This is a genomic window from Bdellovibrio sp. HCB-110, assembly GCF_047323225.1.
Classification (GTDB): domain Bacteria; phylum Bdellovibrionota; class Bdellovibrionia; order Bdellovibrionales; family Bdellovibrionaceae; genus Bdellovibrio.
Genome location: NZ_CP178750.1, coordinates 2630186 through 2649903, shown reverse-complemented (window position 1 = coordinate 2649903; position 19718 = coordinate 2630186). Strand labels below are relative to the sequence as shown.

The 19718-nt window shown below is 46.1% G+C and carries 17 protein-coding genes; 9 read left to right on the top strand and 8 right to left on the bottom strand.

Annotated features, from left to right (window positions below; genetic code table 11):
- Positions 1 to 28: 28 nt before the first annotated feature.
- Complete coding sequence (locus ACL934_RS12610; protein ID WP_374080474.1) at positions 29 to 1636, top strand: LysM peptidoglycan-binding domain-containing protein; 1608 nt, start codon at positions 29 to 31, stop codon at positions 1634 to 1636.
- 42 nt (positions 1637 to 1678) lie between these two features.
- On the top strand, positions 1679 to 2626 hold the full coding sequence (locus ACL934_RS12605; RefSeq protein ID WP_374073881.1) for a DNA-processing protein DprA: 948 nt from the start codon (positions 1679 to 1681) through the stop codon (positions 2624 to 2626).
- A gap of 180 nt (positions 2627 to 2806) precedes the next feature.
- Here ACL934_RS12605 and lptF read toward each other — a convergent pair whose 3' ends face one another.
- Positions 2807 to 3910 carry an LPS export ABC transporter permease LptF gene (gene lptF, locus ACL934_RS12600; protein WP_374073879.1) on the bottom strand — a complete coding sequence of 368 codons (1104 nt, stop codon included), beginning with the start codon at positions 3908 to 3910 and terminating at the stop codon, positions 2807 to 2809.
- Positions 3911 to 4039: 129 nt separating this feature from the next.
- On the opposite strand from lptF, the gene ACL934_RS12595 reads away from it, so the two are divergent.
- The 3 genes from ACL934_RS12595 (at position 4040) to ACL934_RS12585 (ending at position 6376) form a co-directional block, all read left to right on the top strand.
- Positions 4040 to 5086, top strand: coding sequence for a hypothetical protein (locus ACL934_RS12595; RefSeq protein WP_374073877.1), 1047 nt, complete (start codon positions 4040 to 4042; stop codon positions 5084 to 5086).
- An 85-nt stretch (positions 5087 to 5171) separates the two neighbouring features.
- Positions 5172 to 5498, top strand: coding sequence for a thioredoxin (gene trxA, locus ACL934_RS12590; protein ID WP_374073875.1), 327 nt, complete (start codon positions 5172 to 5174; stop codon positions 5496 to 5498).
- 194 nt (positions 5499 to 5692) lie between these two features.
- Positions 5693 to 6376 (top strand): hypothetical protein, encoded by a 684-nt coding sequence (locus ACL934_RS12585; RefSeq protein ID WP_374073873.1) that lies wholly within the window; start codon positions 5693 to 5695, stop codon positions 6374 to 6376.
- A 79-nt stretch (positions 6377 to 6455) separates the two neighbouring features.
- On the opposite strand, the gene ACL934_RS12580 is transcribed toward ACL934_RS12585, so the two are convergent.
- The 7 genes from ACL934_RS12580 to mreC all read right to left on the bottom strand — a co-directional run bounded on the left by ACL934_RS12580 (position 6456) and on the right by mreC (position 14088).
- Positions 6456 to 7103, bottom strand: coding sequence for an iron-containing redox enzyme family protein (locus ACL934_RS12580; RefSeq protein WP_374073871.1), 648 nt, complete (start codon positions 7101 to 7103; stop codon positions 6456 to 6458).
- 30 nt (positions 7104 to 7133) lie between these two features.
- A complete protein-coding gene (locus tag ACL934_RS12575) occupies positions 7134 to 7808 on the bottom strand; it encodes a hypothetical protein (RefSeq protein WP_374073870.1) in 675 nt (224 codons plus the stop codon).
- A 216-nt stretch (positions 7809 to 8024) separates the two neighbouring features.
- The gene (locus ACL934_RS12570; RefSeq protein ID WP_374073868.1) at positions 8025 to 8744 is read right to left on the bottom strand and encodes a lytic transglycosylase domain-containing protein; all 720 of its coding nucleotides are present in this window, start codon (positions 8742 to 8744) and stop codon (positions 8025 to 8027) included.
- A gap of 709 nt (positions 8745 to 9453) precedes the next feature.
- A complete protein-coding gene (rodA, locus tag ACL934_RS12565) occupies positions 9454 to 10578 on the bottom strand; it encodes a rod shape-determining protein RodA (protein WP_374073866.1) in 1125 nt (374 codons plus the stop codon).
- A gap of 2 nt (positions 10579 to 10580) precedes the next feature.
- Positions 10581 to 12569 carry a penicillin-binding protein 2 gene (gene mrdA, locus ACL934_RS12560; protein ID WP_374073864.1) on the bottom strand — a complete coding sequence of 663 codons (1989 nt, stop codon included), beginning with the start codon at positions 12567 to 12569 and terminating at the stop codon, positions 10581 to 10583.
- The gene (locus ACL934_RS12555) at positions 12566 to 13102 is read right to left on the bottom strand and encodes a hypothetical protein (RefSeq protein ID WP_374073862.1); all 537 of its coding nucleotides are present in this window, start codon (positions 13100 to 13102) and stop codon (positions 12566 to 12568) included. The genes mrdA and ACL934_RS12555 overlap by 4 nt, the downstream gene beginning before the upstream one ends.
- Complete coding sequence (mreC, locus tag ACL934_RS12550) at positions 13099 to 14088, bottom strand: rod shape-determining protein MreC (protein ID WP_374073860.1); 990 nt, start codon at positions 14086 to 14088, stop codon at positions 13099 to 13101. The genes ACL934_RS12555 and mreC overlap by 4 nt, the downstream gene beginning before the upstream one ends.
- Positions 14089 to 14369: 281 nt before the next feature.
- On the opposite strand from mreC, the gene ACL934_RS12545 reads away from it, so the two are divergent.
- The 4 genes from ACL934_RS12545 (at position 14370) to ACL934_RS12530 (ending at position 19717) form a co-directional block, all read left to right on the top strand.
- Positions 14370 to 15407 carry a SurA N-terminal domain-containing protein gene (locus ACL934_RS12545; protein ID WP_413612360.1) on the top strand — a complete coding sequence of 346 codons (1038 nt, stop codon included), beginning with the start codon at positions 14370 to 14372 and terminating at the stop codon, positions 15405 to 15407.
- Between the two features lie 71 nt (positions 15408 to 15478).
- Positions 15479 to 16045: a hypothetical protein gene (locus ACL934_RS12540; protein WP_413612359.1), complete on the top strand. Its 567-nt coding sequence runs from the start codon at positions 15479 to 15481 to the stop codon at positions 16043 to 16045.
- Between the two features lie 61 nt (positions 16046 to 16106).
- A complete protein-coding gene (locus ACL934_RS12535) occupies positions 16107 to 16694 on the top strand; it encodes a hypothetical protein (RefSeq protein ID WP_413612358.1) in 588 nt (195 codons plus the stop codon).
- Between the two features lie 83 nt (positions 16695 to 16777).
- Positions 16778 to 19717: a hypothetical protein gene (locus ACL934_RS12530; RefSeq protein ID WP_413612357.1), complete on the top strand. Its 2940-nt coding sequence runs from the start codon at positions 16778 to 16780 to the stop codon at positions 19715 to 19717.
- The last annotated feature ends 1 nt before the right edge of the window (position 19718 follow it).

Genomic DNA, 19718 nt, shown 5'->3' with positions numbered 1-19718 from the left:
GAACACTTCTCGCAAGGACGCAAGAGTGATGAACAAAAAGTTCTCTGTCATGTTATCTGTAATTTTTTGTGCTCTTTTGGCGCAAGCTCAAGACACGCCTCCTGATGCTAATTGGGAGTCAGATCCTTTGGATGTTCTTGAACCGCAAAAGCAAGAAGTCGTGGAACCCACGGTTCCTGAGTTTAAAGAAATTGGCCCTGGTGGTGAAGAGGTTGCTCCACCTCCGCCAGAGTATGCAGAACCGACGGAGCCGGCAGATGTTCTGGCGACACCAACAACTCCTGCTGTGACGACAGAGACGCCAGCAGCAGCATTTGGCAGCAACGAGCCTGATTACTCCAGAGAGTCCGAGTTCCATCGTATCTACAAAACCTACAATGAGCAGCCCACTTCGGTAGAAGCCTGGGAAAAAGCCGTAGGCCCTCGTCAGGCGGAAATTTATCAAGTGCAAAAGGGCGACACGCTTTCCGGGATTTCGACAACGCTTTTTGGCGATCAATTCTTTTGGCCGAAAGTGTGGTCTTTGAATAAGGGACTTATTCTGAATCCCCATGAAATTGATCCTGGCATGAATGTGCAATTCTTCCCTGGCAGCATGGAAGATGCGCCGACGTTGGAAGTGACAACGACGAAAGAAGAAAAAGTTGTCAATGCCGACGGCACTGAAGAGGTGCGCACGCAGACGACAAAAACAGCGCTGCCAGCACCTAAAAAACGTACACCCTTGTTGAAACAGCTTCCTGACAGTTTGCCTTTGTATCGCATGGGGGCGGTGAATGCTCCACCCGTGCAAATGGATTTGGAGCTTCCTAAGAACCAGTTCCCGGCAGGGCTCGAATATCTGGAGTACTACATCAGCGACACTCCGGCATATGGAGTGGGTGTGATTACGGGAACTGAGATGTCCATGAAGACGGCAGGCGATTATCAATACGTGTTCGTACGTATTGATGAGGGCGGCGGCAAAGAATTTGTAGCACAGAAAAACCTGACACAAGTCAAAGACCCGCAAGTTAAAAATCGCCAAGGTCACATGGTTGAAATCCAAGGAGAGATTGAAATCGTCGAGCGCGTGAATGAGCAAAAGAACGTTTACCGCGCCATTGTGAAAAAAGCGATTCAACCTTTGGAAGTGGGCGCGATCTTAACTCCGGGCAAGCTGCCAATGATTGATCCTTCTGTGGGAGCGTTGACCTCTGGAGTGGGTGCAAAAATCATGGGCGGGCAGTTTGATAAAAAACGCAGCCTCTTTGGTTCCAACTCTTTGGTGTTCTTAGATGGTGGTTCAAGCCAAGGCTTGCAAGTTGGACAAACTCTTCCGATCTATGCTGACGAAAGAGTGCGCAATAAAAAAGTGGAAGCTGTGATTAACGACCGTGTGATTGGGACCGCGAAAGTGGTGCGGGTGTCTCCGAACTTTGCAACAGCCTATGTTTCTAAAGCGACGGACGATATTTTGCTGGGTGATTACGTGGGTAAACTCGTGACTCATGCCTTTAGCGAGCCGACGGCTGCGGAAGCCCCGGCCCCAAGCAAAGAAGAATCCAGCGAGGATTTTGAAAAAGATTTTGAAGATGCTCCCGCTCAGGAAGCAACGCCGGATTCCGGAACCGACGACTCTGACCTCGAATTATAAGATCAAACGAAGGGGCTCTGCAGATTGCAGGGCCCTTTTCGCATGAATGATTTGTATTCCCTCTCTCAACTTATTAAGGCGCATCCTCTTTACACCGTACAACGCGATGAAATTCATCATCTCTATCGGACTCTTGGTAATAACAAGAACCTCTGCGCGGAAAGTCTTCTGCGAGAATTAAAAGAGCACCTGCCAGAATTGTTTTTGGCTCTTCAAAAAAATCATGCTCTTTTTAAAAATCACTGCGAAGAAAGTTTGAAACTGAAAATGCAAGGCGTGCAGTTGGTGTGCTACGGCGAGGATGTTTTTCCGCAAGAGTGTTATTGGATGGCGGAGCCGCCGCTCACACTGAGCTTTCTGGGGTCGCCCGCGTGGCTCAACGAAAGAACTTTGGCCGTCGTGGGAAGTCGGGAGCCTAGTTTTGAATCCGTTCAATGGATGGAAAAAGAGTTTGCTCCTTTTTGCGAAAAAGAAAAACCATGTGTTATCAGTGGTGGTGCCCGCGGTGTAGATCAAAAATCCCATTCTACAGCTTTGAGGAAAGATTCTACGACTGTGATTGTTTTGCCATCGGGGTTAGGAAATCTGTATCCAGAAAGTTTAAAGGAATGGATCGCTCCTGTCGTAGATCAAGGCGGATGTTTTCTGAGTGAGTATGCCTACGAACAAAGAATGCACAAACATCTCTTTCATCATCGCAATCGTTTGATTGCTGCTTTAGGGAAAGCCACTTTGTTAGTAGAAGCGCGCAAACGCAGTGGAACTTTGATCACCGCACAGCAAGCGATTCAATTGGGCCGTGCGGTAGGAGTTGTCCCCGGTCATCCCTTAGACCCTCATTTCGCAGGCAGCTTAGATCTTCTGATGGAGGGGGCTCAGATGGTGAGAGATGCTCAAGATCTATCCATGTTTTTTAATTCTGAATTATCACAAGAAAAAATGTCCCCAGTAGGGATAGCGGACAACCAAGAGGCTTTCCACTACCTATAGTGGTGCTGCTAAGTAACCAAAATCCTTTAGAAAAAAATGAAATGATCTAAAAAATTCTTTTGCAAGGAGCAGGGATTGCCCCTACCATTTGATTTAAGGGAGGGGCGATGTGGTCAAGGATGACCGTGGTAGTATGGATGCTACTGCATCGCTCTAATTTTTAGACCGCCGCCTCTAAGCTCAGTTCCAATTTCTTCTTAAAGCCTCAGCACCTAAAGCAGCAAATATAAAATTGGGCGTCCAAATGGCAAGGGCCACTGGCAATGTGCCACTTCGTGCAGCTCCTTCGGCAGCGACATAAAGAATCCAGTAAAAAATAATCAGACCAATACAAAGAATCATTCCACCGGCCTTAGCAGCACGGCGATTTGTCGTAGTTCCCAAACCCACACCGATCATCGCAAAGACAATGCAAAGAATCGAGATCGCCCAGCGCTTGTGATATTCCGTGCGCAGCGTGCGCTCTAGCTCCGCATCTTTGAGGTCTTCTTTCAGGCGGCCACGCACTTCTTGCAAAGTTAAAGACTGCGGCGACTTGGCTTTTTCTTCCAGATTCATCGGTTCTGAGAAGTGCACGTCGTAGGTATCAAAACTGATTTTCGTATGAGTTTTTGCCTGACGGTGAATTTCGCCATTCTTTAAGCGCAAGAGCACTTCATGGCCAGGGCGTTCCGGATCAGGGATGATTTCGCCTTCTTTAGAAATGATCGTTAAGGGAACATCTCCTGACTTCTCGTCATAGATAAAAACTTTTTTCAGAAGACCTTTGTCAGAGTTTACTTCATTGGCATAAACCACCATGTCAAAGAAACCTTCAGAGAAAGTTCCCTCCTTGATGACGGCTCCCGCTTTTGTATTGGCCAGGCGAGAGTAGAGAACCTCAAACTGTCTGTTCCCCCAAGGGGCGATGTTGAACGACATCTGCGCAGAGATAATTCCAACAAGAAGAGCTAAAACCAGAGCGGGTAACAGGAGAGTTCCCATAGGAAGTCCCGAGGCTTTCATAGCCACAATTTCAGAATCCTGGCTAAGGCGTCCATAAGTCAGGAGGACAGAGAATAACAAGGCCATGGGGAATAAAACGGGCAAAAGGGAGATCACGACATAGCCAATAATTTCGGCAATTGTCTTAAGTGTCACTCCGTGAACAAGTGCAAACTCCGTCAGGCGTAAAACCTGAAACATGAGAATTATTGAGATAAAGACCATGAGTCCCAGAATGAAGCTTGGAAGCATCTCAAAGAAAATGTACTGCGCTGCTTTTTTTCCTGAAAAGATACTCAAAAAGGAGTCTCCTTATAGTTGCTGATCATTGTAGGGTGATCCGTCACCAGAGTCATCGCGCCCATTGTCCAGAAGCGAGTTTTTTGAACGCATATTGACGGTAAAGACTCCTTATCTGACAATGTTGTTATGAACAAGATTCTTTTGGTTTACGAGGATTACGCTGACTTGATGGCAGTGGAGGGGACTCTTAAAAAAGTCGGCTTCGACGTGATTGGCCTTTCAAGCGAGTACGCTATTGCGGAACAAATGCTGGCGTTCAATCCGGATCTTGTCGTGGGCTCTGGGCGTGGTGGTAAGGTGAACTCTTTAGGCGTTGGAAAGCGTTTGAAAGAGATGACCCGCTGGCAGGGAAAGTCCGTGCTTATTTTTCCCGCAAACTTCAAGCCGAATCCTCAAGAGCTTATTCGCATCCGTGTGGATATGATTTTGGAAGCGCCAGTGCCGCCTCTTCGCTTGGTGCAGGTGATCGGGAAAATTCTCGGGCACGATGAAGCCATTTTGTTAGAGCGTTTAAATAAATCCATGCACGTTGAAAGCCCCCAGAAGACATCTTCAACGGTAGGGGGCCCTAAGCACTCTCCGGAAGGGGAGGCGATCTACGTTAAAGGAATTGTTGAAGGGGAAAATCCCGAGTCTGAGGAGAGTTCATTAGACCCTGAAAGAGTTCAGGTGGATTCTCAAGAATTCACGCTAAATACTGAAGAACAAGGCAAAAAGGTATCTTTCCGCTTTGGTGATCGCATGTCGTCGGCAGGGGCGGAGGCTGAAACTACCAGCGATGCCGAAGGGGCTTTTCCCGATGTCGATTTGAAAGCTTTGGAGCGGGAGTTATTGGGCGGTGGAGCTCCGGAAGTGGAGCGAGTAGAAACCATAAATGGGGATCTTCTTCAGCCCGCCGACAGTGTCGAAGTCTCTGAAGTTGGTGAAGACGAAGAAGCCGCTGTTCAAACCAAGGCTCGCGAGGAGCTTGAAAAGTCAGAAAAGACCCTCAAAGACCGTATTGCAAAATACAGCGGAATGGTTGCAGATGTGAAGGTCTCTCCGAAAAGCACAGTGACCCGAGTTGAGGCGCGTCGTCGCCAGAAGCAGCTCGAAGCGGATTGGGACGAGCAAAACCTGAACGAACTCGATAAGTTACGCCGTGAGTTTACGAAAGCCCTCTTTAAAAAATAATTGCTCCTCGCGCATCTTGACGATAGACCATTTGATGTTCAAATTAGTAATAGAAATTGGTACTTGATTTAGACGGAGGCCATTCATGGGCACATTAACTACGCCAGTCACAGATAGTTCTTTTGAAACAGAAGTTTTGAATTCTTCAACGCCAGTCCTAGTAGATTTCTGGGCAGAGTGGTGCGGACCTTGCCGTGCCTTGGCTCCAAAGTTGGAAGAAGTTGCTCAAGAGCTAGGCCCAAAAGTAAAAATCGTAAAAGTAAACGTGGATGAGAATCCTGGAACTCCAGGCAAATACGGTATCCGCGGTATTCCAGCGATGTTGCTTTTCAAAGGTGGCAGTGAGATCGGCCAACTTGTTGGTAACCATCCAAAAGACGCTATTCTCGATTTCCTAAACAAAAACGTATAAAGTTTTTTATCAACCCCGCGTCCTAAACGCGGGGTTTTTCTCTCCCAACTCCTTCAATTCCCCATAGAAACGTTGCAAGTTAGTAAAGGAGGGGTAAGTTTTTTCCTAAATCCTTCTGCAAATTGGACAAAGTGCTGATTTGTCGATATGTTTATTGCAACTCACGTGTAACAAAAGTTGATTGGGAGTGAGGCATGTCGATTGAAGTTTTAAAAATACAAGATTCAGAAAATAGTTTATCCAAACAATTGGAGAACTCATTCAAAGCTCTGTCACAAAGAGTTTGTATGATGCTTGCGACAGAAGGTGTTCACCGCAAACCCTACCTTGAGGGTCTTCCTCACTTCACAATTCTTCCTATCGAGAAAAAACAAGAGATCGTCGAAAATCTGACATTCTTCAAAGAACTTTGCGAAGAGCAAATTTCTGAAGGCTACAAGTTGAAAGACAACTCCAGCTTTACATGGAGAGCTTTCCGTAAGTTGAACTACGTTCCACGCGCGGACGTTTTCAACTACATGTCGGATGAAGATCTTGTTGAAATTTACTCTTACGACAGCAAACAGCTTTATCGTAACTTTAAATTCTTTGAATGCTGCTCTTACACATTGGAAGAGCTTTACTCTGTGGAGTGGTGGAATCTTTATGAAAGAGATCCAGCCATGACGATGAAGATTTTTGATGCAGCGGCAAAAGTTATTTCTGGTGAAATCGAAGGAAGTTATGTTCCTGGAATTGAACCCCACACTCTTAGAGAGATTCGTGGCGAGAACGGCATGACTTTCATGCAACAGTTGAAATTGATCAGCCCGCTTAAGAAAAATAAGCGCGTCGATGCGATTCTTGTGATCGAATCTGCAGATGTGATTTCAAACTAATATTGAATCTTAAGACACAAAATAAAAAGGGACTTCTTCTACAGAAGTCCCTTTTTTTATGTCCCAATGAAACTGCTTTTTAAGCCGCTTTGCGCAGTTTGTTTTGAGCGCATTCTGCGGCCATTCTCTCCATCATGCGGATATACAGAAGTCCTGCCTGCTGCATATTTTTTGCGATGCACTCGCAGTCTTTATCGCTGAGGGTTGCTAGAAACTTCTGACCTTCCTCATAGTGATCTTGATCTACGACCGCGTGAACTCGCAAATGCACAGTCGCTTTTTTGCCATATTTACTCTCAAGCACTTCTAGAAGGCGTGGGCCATAAAACTTCGCGGCACCTTCAAGTATGAAGGCATAACCACAAAGAGCCAGAGGGTTTTCAAATTCGATCCAATAATACTGCAGTTGGCGAATCATTTCTGTTTCCGGCAACTCGCGATATTGATTTACATGTCCGCCAAGATTCTCGAGATCTTTCATCGGCATGAAGTCATGATTCAGTTCTTCTTTGATATGATCAAGCATAGCATAGTGATGGTCCCGTGCTTCGACGGGAAGGCGGGCGGCAGAAAGAGCTAAGAACTTGGTCGTATGACGAATGAGATAGTAGGTTTGCGCGAGCCATCCTTTGTAAAACTCTTCGTTTTCCCAAGGAGAGTTCATCAGTTTTTCTCCGAGAGCTTTGATCTCGCCGTCCATGAGTGTTGCAAGCTGCTTTTTGTTCATAACGTTCCTCTTTAGTTTATGTTAAATAATTTAAGCGATTCGCAAGTGACGTTTTTTCGGTGCTTGTTCTGTAAGAAGTTGCACGTAGTTCACCTTAGAGGCCCAAAGCTGATCCACCATCTTCGCAAGAAAAGGATCTTGCAGGGCTCTTGTCTCATTTTTTTTCAAGAAGAGAAGTTCGCAGGGATATTGAGCTCTCAGAATATGTCCAATAGGCCTCATTCCCATCTGCTGGGCCTTTTCGTGAATCTTGTAGTCCATACGGGCGACAGCGAGCAGACCATCCCACGGAGAGTTTTCAAATACACGCAGTCCTAATGAGATCGTAAGGTCGGCAAACTTGATTCCCGTGACATTTGTTCGATACTCAGGATTGACTCCCAAGTATTCCAGCGACATGTAGGTGCTAGCGCCTTCCTTCTCGAACTGGGTAATAAGCTCTGGAGTGAAAGGCTCCATATACCGATGCTCCATATGTGATACGGCCCGTGAATCAAAGCAGCTATACATGTGGAAGGCGACAATCTTATTCGCCTCCATGTCCTTAATACACGCGATGATCTCATTCCGATAATAGTCCTCCGTGTGCAGGGAATCAAAAATTCCGGCATAGACAGACTTCCACGTTTCGTAAACTTGATTCGCGAGTTCGGCAGTTTCATCAGACAGAATGCGAGGATTGAAAAGATAGTATTGATACTTCATTGGTGTCCCCCTCTGAGCGACAGTGTCTTTTCGGAGTAAAGGACTTATTTTTTAGAGTGAAATTGATACGCGCAAAACATTTAATGTTTATGTACGGTTTTGAAGCGTATAAAAAAAAGATTTTTGAATTACCTTGAAAGTGGCTCCAGATGGGTGAGAGCGGGGAGCACTTAAGTTTCGAGAAGGACAAAAGGAGGAAAGATTTCCTCCTTTTGCTTAGTTAGCTGCGATCACAACGCTTGCGTTGTCAGAGATTTTTGCATACAGCTCGCCGTAGTTTTTCATCACGCGAGAGTTGTACTCTGCAGGTTTCAAATTTTTCGCAAGGAGACGGCGGACATTACGTGGTCCCATATTGTATGCGCTCACGTAACGAAGTGCTTTGCCGTTAAACTCTGTGCGCAAGTAGTTCATGTAAGCCAAACCAATACGGATGTTCGATGAAGGATTCTCAAGAGTCTTCTTGCCATTCCAAGGAATTCTGTATTTTTTAGCAATCCACTCTGCGGTATCAGGTTTGATTTGCATCAGGCCAATCTCACCAAAGCGGCCGAGAGCCAAAGGATTGAACTTACTTTCGGTTTTAATAATCGCCAACACAAACACAGGGTCCATTTTGTATTTAGAACTCTCTGTAATCACGGTACGAGCGATTGTGCGTGACTGCGCTTTCCATTTAGGAGCTAGAGAGTTTTGAACTTTGTTGTGAATCATTTCATTAAGAGCTCTGCGTCCTTCAAGTTTTTGCGCATCACTGCCTTTGTAGTTGCCACCGAGCAACTCCTTCGCGTGAGAGATGCGAGACGCTTCGTTAACGACTTCTATCGTGGAAACATTGAGTGAGTTCCAGTTAAAGAAATCGAAGTTCATATAAAGAGCTGACGTGAGCGTTGCGGCAGCTATGGCGAGTCCGATTTTGAGATTTTTCGTTTTCATATCCGCGACCTCCTGTTGTTAGTAGGTAAGTTCAAGGGTCGTGCCGAAACCTTAAGTGCGCGGAATGAATGAGTTCTTAGAATGAACCACCTCCCAAAAGCCATTCCTTCGATGTGGCTCTAGGGGGTGTCAATCAATGTCTAGACAATGTCTGATTAGTGGTTAGTCGATTTGGGATTCATTCTTAGAGTGAGACGTTTCGCTCTTGGATACGGGTTTCTAGATGGGACGTCGCGAGCGCGACGAATTTGGTGATGGCATTTAATGCTTGCTTAGATCTGCGTGGGCACGCCATCGTGGCTCAATTGCCGCCGCGCTGGCGCGCGGTTCGCGCATCCATGCGCCGGCACAGGCCCACTTCGTTCTAAGCAAGCATTAAATGCCATCACCAAATTTGTGGCTTCGAATCTTTCTTGAAGCAATATGTTTTGAGGAATGAAATACCCAAGATAAATGGCAACATCGATGTTTTATCGATGTGTAGACGAATTGAAGGCATATAGAGAATGAAGTTTTGAATCTAGCAAAGATTTGAAGGTCTTTGATTAAAGCCTTGAATCCGAAGGCCCACCTTCGGTGGCGCCACGATGGCGCGAACCGAGGCGCAGCCTCGGCACCGATTGAGCCTGGATGGCGTGCCCACCGCAGCGACTCAAGGCTTTAATCAAAGGCCTTCAAATCCGCTGCTCGAAGCAAGAAGTTTCAAGATCTAGAACAGGTATCTTCTGTAGGCGACACTGGAGATGATTCCGAGGCCGGCCATTGTGGTGAGCATGCTTGAACCACCGTAGGAGAGAAGTGGTAAAGGGACGCCTACGATGGGGAGGAGGCCTATGACCATTCCTATGTTTACGAACATATGCCAGAAGATGTAGCAGAGGACGCCTACGGTTAAGAGGGCTCCGAATTTGTCTCTGGCGTTGGTGGCGATTCTGATTCCTGTTATGAAGAGGAAACAGAACAGGCCGATGACAGAGATGGAGCCTACGAAGCCGTGTTCTTCGCTAAGGACTGAGTAAATAAAGTCGGTGTGGCGTTCAGGGAGGAATTCAAGTTGGGATTGAGTTCCCTTCATGAAGCCTTTTCCGAAGAAGCGGCCAGAGCCTACGGCGATTTTTGATTGGATGCTGTTGTAGCCTGTTCCTCTTGGGTCGCTTGTTGGAGAGAGGAAGGTGAGAACGCGGTTTTTTTGGTAATCATGAAGCACGAACTTCCAAGCAACTGGAAGAGCAATGATTCCTAACACGATAATCGAGGCCATGATCAAGCGTTTGATCTTTGCGAAAATCATCATAGAACCACCGATGGCTGCTAACATCATCGCGGTTCCTAAGTCCGGTTGTTCGACGACGAAAACAAACGGGATTCCTAAGATCACGAGTGGCATGAACATTTCTTTAAATCCCATGCCGGAACCGTGAGTATTTCTTGTCGCAAGAATTTTCGCCATCATCATGATTAAGGCAAGCTTCATCGTTTCCGATGGTTGGTAGCGGAAAAATCCTAGATCAATCCAACGTTGTGCTCCCAAGGCGACTTTACCAAAGAAGGTGACGTAAATAATCGCGCCCAGATTTAAAACATAGATTCCCAGGGCGATACGACTGACGATGGAGTAGTCGAGCAGGGTCATAACCAAGAATACCGTCCAGCCCACAACCAACCACATGATTTGCGAGATAAAGAGGGAGGCGACGTCTGTCGATGTCGGTCCGTGTGTGGCGCTGTAAAGATTGATAAGGCCAATCACATTCAGCGCCAGGATCACGATGATCAAGTTGATATCTAATTTTTTGAAGAGAGTTCTTTCTTCAACATGCAGGGAAGTAAACACTCTTATTCTCCTTCAACCGGTTCCGGTGCAACCACAGGGGCTGTGGCTCTTTTGCCGCCTTTGGCTTTCAACGCGGCTTCGATAACTTCAGGGTGATATTTTTGGAAATACGCTTGCACGATATCACGCACGATGGGGGCGGCCCCGGTGCTTCCGTGGCAGGCATGCTCAGCAAGAGCCGCAATTGTGATTTCCGGATTGTCTGCTGGAGCAAACGCAACGAACCAACCGTGATGGCGCATATGAATAGGGCGGCCTTCACACTTCGCATAGATTTGATCCGCAGAAAAACCCATCACTTGCGCTGTTCCTGTTTTACCAGCCATCTGCACGCCAGGAACTTTCCAGTGTTTCGCAGTTCCGCGATCACCGTTGGCCACGCGACGCATACCTTCTTTAACAACTTTAAAGGTGTCGGCGTTGATATGAACGCCGTTAGGCTGAGTTTGTTGCAGATCGCGCACGACTTGCGGGAAGTTTTCGCGCAAAACTTTTCCGTCTTGATCGATGATCTTACGAACCAAGAAAGGTTTTACAACTTTTCCTTCTGTACCGATTGCGTTGTAAGCAATGGCCATCGAGAGCGGTGTGACGTTCACGAAACCTTGTCCGATCGCTGTACTTAAGTTTTCACCGGGCTGCCATTCTTCACCGACAGTGGCTTTCTTCCAGGCAGAGTTCGGCATTGTTCCTGAAACTTCACGAGAAAGTTCGATACCGGTTTTTTGTCCGATACCAAGAAGATGGATGTAGTCATACATCTTATCGACACCAAGAGCGATACCCATTTTATAGAAGAACACGTTGGAAGATCTTTCCAAAGCATCAAATACTGTGATGTTACCGTGCCCACCTTTTAAGTGGTCATGGTAAGGACGGCGACCGAAATAGAAAACACCCGGAGCACTGACGATGGTTGTTGGTGTGATAACTTTCTCTTGAAGAGCCGCCACAGCTACCAACGGTTTGAATGTCGATCCCGGAGAGTTGTGATCTTGAATGATTTTATTACGAAGAGGTTTGAACGGATCGTTGATCAAACGTGACCAAGTCTGTCCAGAAATCCCTGTTGAAAATTCATTCGGATCAAAGGAAGGGGTGCTCACCCAAGCCAAGATTTCGCCGTTGGTTCTCATCGCGACAACGGCCCCGATGCGATTTAAAGACATGAATGATTTAAAGGCCGCTTCTTGGATTTCACGGTCAATGGTTAGAACCGCATTGTTGCCGTGAACGGGAATTTGATCTTTGATCTCTTGTCCATAGATGTTCGGTGTCGCTGTGACAGCCTCGCGTCCATGGGCATCGACTTGAATAAAGCTCACACCGTCGGCACCACGAATGTCTTTTTCTAAAGTTTCTTCCAGTCCGCTCTTACCGATGATGTCACCTTGTTCAAAGCGCAAAGCCCCTTTATAGAAATCATTCAGGATAGGAAGCTGACGTTTAGAAATCTCACCGACGTAACCAAAAAGTTGCGCGCCATTGTCTTTAAGAGGGTAGTAACGAATGATTGACTCGCGGATCTCAAGTCCCGGAGTATCCAGGCGCATGCGCTTTAAGCGGAAGACTTCTTCGCGGCTTAAGTTTTCTTTAAGACGGATCTGTGCGAAAGGACCGTTTTGACGACGGCTCTTTGTAACTTTCACCATCAACTTATCGGGCTCCATTCCTAGAACAGGTCCGACAGTTTTAGAAAGCTCATCTAAGTTTTCGATATATTGAGGCGACAAAATCGCTTCAAAGCCCGGAAGGTTTTCCACCAGCACTTTGCCATCACGATCCAGCATCAAACCACGGGGAGCCGTGATCTTATTTTGTTTGATACGATTTTTTTCAGAGAACTCACGAAGTTCGTTTCCTGAGATGACTTGCAGATACCACAAACGCATCGAGAACACGACCAGCGTGAACGCGATCATGATATAGAAAATTTTGTATCGACTCTGATACTCTTTTGCTTCGTCCGGATTGCTGACGTAAGTACTCATAACTCCAATCCTCCGGGCTCGTGCACAAGTTCATCCTGCGAAACCTTATCGATTTTGGCGAGGACCCAATACATGGGGAAAGCAAAGGAGGGCGTCAAGATGATCTGTACCAGGCGATCGACAATTTCAAAACTCGCGGGATTTTTTTCCATCACCATAGAACCAAAGAAATAAATCAGGTGATAAGCCACGGCCGAGAATGCACACATGATTGTATAGTAACCATAGCCACTCCAAAAGACGCGAGTTTTAATTCCATAGACCAAGGTAAAGAGAATCAAAAGACTGATCCACATCATCTTCAGCGGCATTGCCGTGAAGGCGAGCAAAGCAAAGCCCATAGCGTAAATAATGATGATAGCCGGGAATGGTTTACGATAAAGGGTCACATACACGACAAGATTCAGCCACAAAAGGGGAGAAGGAACATTTCCAAAAAGTTGGAACCAGAAAGTGGTTTGAAATCCGGCGACCAGAATCAGTACCGCAAATAATATGAGGAAATTCAGAATCACATTCCAACGAATTTTCACGGACGTTTCTCCTCAGGCTTTTTCGGAGCCACTGGTGCTGGAGCTGCGGGCGCCGCAGGAGCCGCTGGAGTTGGCGCACCGGGAACGACCGTGGGAGTAACTCCTTCCACAGTCACAGGTGCTTCAACCGAGGCCTGCGGAGCATACTTATCACCGAAGTCTTCCGTGTTAGCTTGGAGCACGACAAAAACTTCTTCCACTTTGTAAGGATCAACCACGGGGCGCAAATCAACTTTCAAAGAAACGCTGAAAGTTTTCTTTTCCACGGATTCAACAACAGCGACAGGGAAGCCTTTCGGAAAAATATTATCAAGTCCGCCAGTGACGACAAGGTCGCCCTCTTTCACGTCCTCTGTTTTCTCGACATACTTCAAAGAAAGAGTGCTTCCGTATTGGGACTTACCTTCAACGATCCCGTGAGCGCGAGTTCTTTGCACGATACCATCGACAACGGCATAACGATCCGTGATCAACATCACATGCGCTGTGAAAGGTTCTGGTTTAAAGATATAACCTAAAACACCGCCTGTTGTGATGACAGCTTGTCCGGCTTTAAGACCGTCCGCAGTTCCTTTGTTAATTGTCACAGTGCTGTGATCAATAACCAAGTCGCGGCCGATGACTTGGGCCGCCATCAAGTTCATCTTCGTTTGCTCTTTGAACGTCAAAAGTCCGCGCAGGCGGTCGTTCTCTAAAAGCAGTTCGTTCATTTTTTCCAAGCGAGCTTCAAGCTCGTTGTTATGACTTTGCAACTCTTCGCTGTGTTTCTTGATGTTGACGAGGTTGATGTACATCGCCGTGGTGTCTTTCACGCCATGGCTGAATCCGTAAAAAGTCTCGGACACAGCACTTCCCAAAAGAGTGAAGGGTTTTGAGAGCCAGTTGGATTCCTGAGGTCTTTGCTGCATGTTGATGGAAATGAGCGGCAAAGCCAAAACAATCCCGATCATCACAAGTTTCTTGAGATCAAAGTTGAAAAAGTTCAAAAGTCACCTTCTATTACGGTAAAAAATAGCTCTTCGAGACGCATTATGAATGTCACTAAACTCTGTTGGCTCAAACAGTCCTCGCGGACGCGTCCCTTTGGGACTGCAGCTGCGGAACTCGCCACCAGAATTTAGTGACATCCATAATGCTTTTCAAAGATCTTATTTTCAAACGCTATTCAAAATAGACTGAGAATTCAACAATTTCCCCTTGAAAAAATAAGAAAATCGTTGGGTAATGGAACCGCTTACAGCAAAGCTTGTTTAAGGAAGGAAAAGTTATGAGCGATAGTATGGCTGATAAAATGAAGAGAAAGCTCTCTGCAAAGAGCGTTACCGCAATCGTTCTCTTCGGTGCGATCATTCTTGTTTTCGTGTTTTTCGGTTTGCCGGGACGCTTGGGCGCGGGCATTGGTTCCGTGGCGCGCGTGAACAACAGTTTGATCTCTTTGGCAGACTTCCAACAGGAAGAAAATCGTATTCAGCAGTACTACCAAAACCTCTTCGGTAGTCAGATGGATTTTAGCTCTCAGCGTCAACTGCTTCGTCAGCAAGCGCTTGAGAACTTGGTGCGCATGGAGCTTGTTTCTCAAGCTGCGCAAAAAAATGGCATTTTGGCAACAGATGCGGAAGTTCGCGATTTTATCGTGAAGGACATTCCTTTCTTCCAACAAAATGGCCAATTCCAACGTGAATTCTACAGCCGTTATCTTGAATCAACGCGTTCAAACCCAGGGGACTTTGAAAACAAAGTTCGTAAAGACATCGCCAACGTGCGTGTTCGTCAGATGTTTGAGTTAGTTTCAGCTCCGACAGGTGCGGAACTTAAGAAGTTGCAAGAAATGAAGTCTCAAAAGATCAACGTTCTTTTCGTTAAAGTTGATTCTGAAGCGGCTTCTAAAGCCATGACGAAAGAAAAAGCAGAAGCCGCAATCAAAGCATTGGATGAAGCTTTGGTAAAAGGTGACGAAGCCGCCGTGAATGCACAGCTTAAAGAGTTGAAAGCAACATGGGAAGAAACAGGTTTGGTTGAGTTGGGTGCTGAAAACTTCCCAAAAATCACAAGCGCTGTGGCGACAGAAGCTATCTTCGAACTTAAAAAATCTGAGCCTTTGTTGAAACGCCTGGTTCGCGATGGCAACTCTAAATACGTATTGAAATTGAAAGAGTCTAAAGTTGAAGAAGTGAAAGCTTTAGAACCAATGGCTGCTGAAATGATGCAAAAGCGTCGTGGCGACGGCATGTTTGAAGCGTGGGTGAACCAATTCCGTTCGAACTCTCACGTGACAATGAACACGCAAGCCTTGCAACTTCAATAATGTTGCAATTCGTTCGTGAGATTCCCATTCGAATTGTAATTCAAGGAGCCCTGTCTTCACGACGGGGCTTTTTGTTTCATCTTGCCGCAGGATTTAGTCATGACGTGGACCCTCTGTCAGGAATGAGTGTGAACCTGATGTTCGTGGATGAGTGGCTGTGGAAGTTAAAAAAGGGTTTAGAAAAAGATCCTTTTATATCTTCCAGAGAAAGTCTCAACCATGCATTTGCTGAAATCATGGCGGTGGCGCGCTTAAATCTCACCCAAAAAGCCGCAGAACTCGGAGTGGGTCTTTCAAGTCTCACGTTCCGTGAAGAGCGCGGATGGTCTTTTGCCTGGAACTCTTCGCAAGCTCCTGAAGAAATGACCTTTCAATACAAACACTACATTGAGTCGGTTCCCAAAGAAGGTGCCTTTGATTTAGTGCGTGTCGCTTTTGATTGGGAGCGAGTGCAGGGGTGCGAGGCGGACTATCAGCACGAAGGTTTTTTACTTTTAAAGCCGATCGCCAATAAAGATTCAGACGCCCTTCGCGAAGAACTCGCAAAGTGCCTCGGTCACCAGTTATCTTCTGGCAGCCGAGTTCAAAATATCGAGATTGAGTATCTCGGAGAAAACTACAAGCTTACGCTGCCATAACCCAAGACTTTTTCTCATAAAGAGATATCCCAATTGTAATTTGTTTTGTTAGGATAGGAGAATGAAGAAGTTTTTCTTTTTCGCCATTCTTATTGTTGGAATTTGGTGGCTCAGTCCCAAAGCCAAAGAGATTCATTTACATTCGATGTCTCATATTGGGAAGAAAAATTCACACAGTGATGCGACCTCTGTGGAGATCGCCGTGGAGTCGCAAGTGCCTTCTTCTTCGACCGTTGTTCTTGGAGGAGGGGGAGAGATATCGTCAATTGAAAAAAAGTATAAATCAGAGGCAGAGGTGTCTTTCTATCATTCTTTAGGGCGTCGTATGAGTGAGCCTTATAGAATAAAGCTGTATGAAGACGTTAAGCTAACTCCCGATGAGGCCTCCGCTCTTAATCAGAATGAGCAGGCGGCGGAGAACGAAGTCTATCAATTAAGCCTCAGGCTTGATAAAATTCCGAAGCCAAGCAGAGAGGAACTAATGCGACTTTTTATTGAGCCCAGAGAGAAAATCTATGAGCGCCTTGAGCAAAAGCAAATAGATCTTGTCGGTGAAGGTCGTTACCGGATTTTGATCGAAGGAAAGGAAAAGTATGCCGACGACTATGAAAGTCGGTATGGCACGCGACCTTCCATCGACGGGTGGTAACCAAAGACCTGTTCCCAAAAATCTGGATATGATATTTCTCGAAGAAATCTCAGGATCTATTTTGGGTGTACCGATAGCGGTACATGCAAAAAATCTTTCATGTATTTATTCTTGTCTTTGTCTCTATATGGATCTCTGCTTGCCAGATTGATGCAGAGTTTTTTCGTCGGCATGAGTTTGCTTCAGAGGAACCTCCATTTCTTCCTCCATCAGGGGGCGGTTCGGTTGGCACTTCTCTCTTATCGGTGAAGTCGGACTCAGATAACTCCGTGGCTGTGGATCAAACAAATCGAACTATCACGATCAATAATGTTTCTGGAGGCAGAATTTCCTCTTTTGCTTTGTTTGAAGATGGACTGGAGTCTACGGGACTTTCTTGCAGTCAGACGCCTTCATCCGGTTCATCTTTTATTCACGGAAATACTGTGAATTGGGATCCTGGATTTCAGCCGACGGGTTCACCAGCGCAAGGACATTTTGTTTGCAACTCTGATGGGGGTTCAGTGGAGTTCATATTCAACTCCAAACCCGCCTCTGTTCGAGTGGCATCGTCAGGATGGTCGTCAACTCTTTTGGGGGCGCAGACATCGGCTTACAACGTGTCTATTTCAGCAGATGGAAGTTTTCTTGCTTGGGCTTCGGATGGAACGACGTCAAGTGGAGTGACGCAAATTCTGGGTTTAGATATTTCAAATGGCACACGTAGTGCTATATCTTTAAATAGCACAAATCAAATAGGAAACAATTACAACAATTATCCGAGTCTTTCTGGTGATGGACGTTATGTTCTTTTCGTGTCAGCAGCAACGAATTACGTAGCAGGTGCTGGCTCCAGCACAGTTTTTAGAAATCAGCTTTTTGTAAAAGATCGCCAAACGGGTGCTGTCGTCTTGGCAAGTTCTACAGATGGCACGGGACCTAACCAAGGCAATCAGTCTTCCTTAGAAGCGCGTATATCTAGTGACGGAAATTACGTCGTCTTTACAACATCGTCGACAAATCTTATCGCCGGAATGCCCGGTGGAACTCTGCAAGTTCATCGTAAGAATCTGCAAACGGGTATTATGGAGCTTGTAAGTTCGACCAATGGCACGGTTGCCAATCGCGGAAATGCCAGCAGTAATAAGCCTCAAATAAGTCAAGATGGACGATATGTAGTCTTTTCTTCTAACTCGACTAATTTAGTAGCAGGAAGCTCAGGGACACAAATCTTTCGCAAAGACATGAACGTGGGCACTATCGTGTTAGTAAGCTCGACCGATGGAACGTCAGCTAACAGAGGAAACTCTTCAAGCACGGAACCACAAATCAGCGATGACGGTCGTTACGTCACTTTCACTTCAGGGGCGACAAATCTTGTTGCGGGAAGTTCGGGTTCGCAAATTTATAGAAAAGATCTAAATACGGGAACGATTGTTCTTGTGAGTTCTGTAGACGGTGCTGCCGCCAATCGAGGGAATGGAGCTAGCGCGACTTCCTCAGTAAGTGCTGATGGCAGTCGAGTTGTCTTTAGATCTAGCTCCACCAATCTGGTTTCGGGAATTACCATTGGATACAATCAAATATATGTCAAAGATTTGACCGCCAATACGATTGGCCTTGTTAGTTCAGCCAATGGAACGGGAGCTCAAGCGGGAGACACTAACAGTGATCTTCCAGAAATTAGTAGAAATGGCCGCTATGTCGTCTTCAGATCCAAAGCTAGTAATCTAGTCAGTGGCACGGGAGCAACTCTTTATCATAAGATTTTCCTTAAAGATTTGCAGACGGGAGTTTTGCAAGTGGCAAGTTCTTTAGATTCTAGTGCGCCGGCTCTCGCTGATAGTGATGTCATTTTTTCTCGTATGAGTCCTGATGCTCGTCATGTTGTATTTGTTTCGGGTGCAAAAAATTTGGTAGCCGGTGTAACCAGTCTTTTCCCGCAAACTTTTTATAAAGACTTACAGACAGGATCCATTGTTCTAATAAGTTCCAGTGATGGTTCCGCGGCCAATTCGGGCAACAGTTGGTCGGGAGATGTGGATATCAGCGCCAATGGCCGCTATGTTGTTTTTGCCTCTAGTGCGACAAATATAATGAGTGGAACGACATCTCGGCAAATTTTCCGGAGAGATCTTCAAACAGGGAGTTTGGAATTAGTGAGTTCAACTGACGGTACTGTTGCAAATCGCGGAAACAGTTCAAGTGACAATCCTCGAATCTCTTCTGATGGGAGATATATTGCATTTACGAGTTGGTCAACCAACTTGAAGGCGGGTGTCACGGGTGGAGCGCAGCAAGTTTATTTGAAGGATATGAATACGCAAGCGATCTCTTTGGTCAGCTCTGTCGACGGCACTGCTGCCACCGAGACCGACGGAGGTGCAGAGCAGCCGTCTATTTCGGCAGATGGCACTTACGTCACGTTTCTATCTTATTCTACGAACCTTAAAGCAGGGTTGAGTGGAGATGGACAAGTCTTCAGAAAAAATGTTCTAACGCAAGCTTTGGATTTGGCGAGTTCCACAGACGGCACCGGTCCCAACAGGAGCAATGGTGGGTGTGAATATCCGGAAATGTCACAAGATGGACGTTACACTGTATTCGTATGTTGGGCCACCAACTTTATGGCAGGGCTTAACTTCGTAGGTCAGGTTTGGAAAAAAGACTTAAATACGGGAACGCTGACGTTGGTAAGTTCGACGGATGGAACATCTGCAAACAAAGGCACTAATGATTCTTATGAACCTAGCATCAGTGCAGACGGTCGCTATGTCGTCTTTTCTACTGCCGCGGGAAATTTGTATCCTGGGACTGGTGTTTGGTACAACATTGTCCGTAAGGATCTTGTCACAAATAATATAGCACTCATGAGCTCTCGAGATGGAACGGTGGCCTCAGTTTTTGAAAACTACGATACCTTTAATTCCCAAGTTTCCGCAGATGGAAGATATGTCTTATTTGAAACCAGACAGACAAATCTTGTCGACGGAATTTTTGGAACTATGACCCAGCTCTTTGTTCGCGATGCCCAGTTGCCCTAAA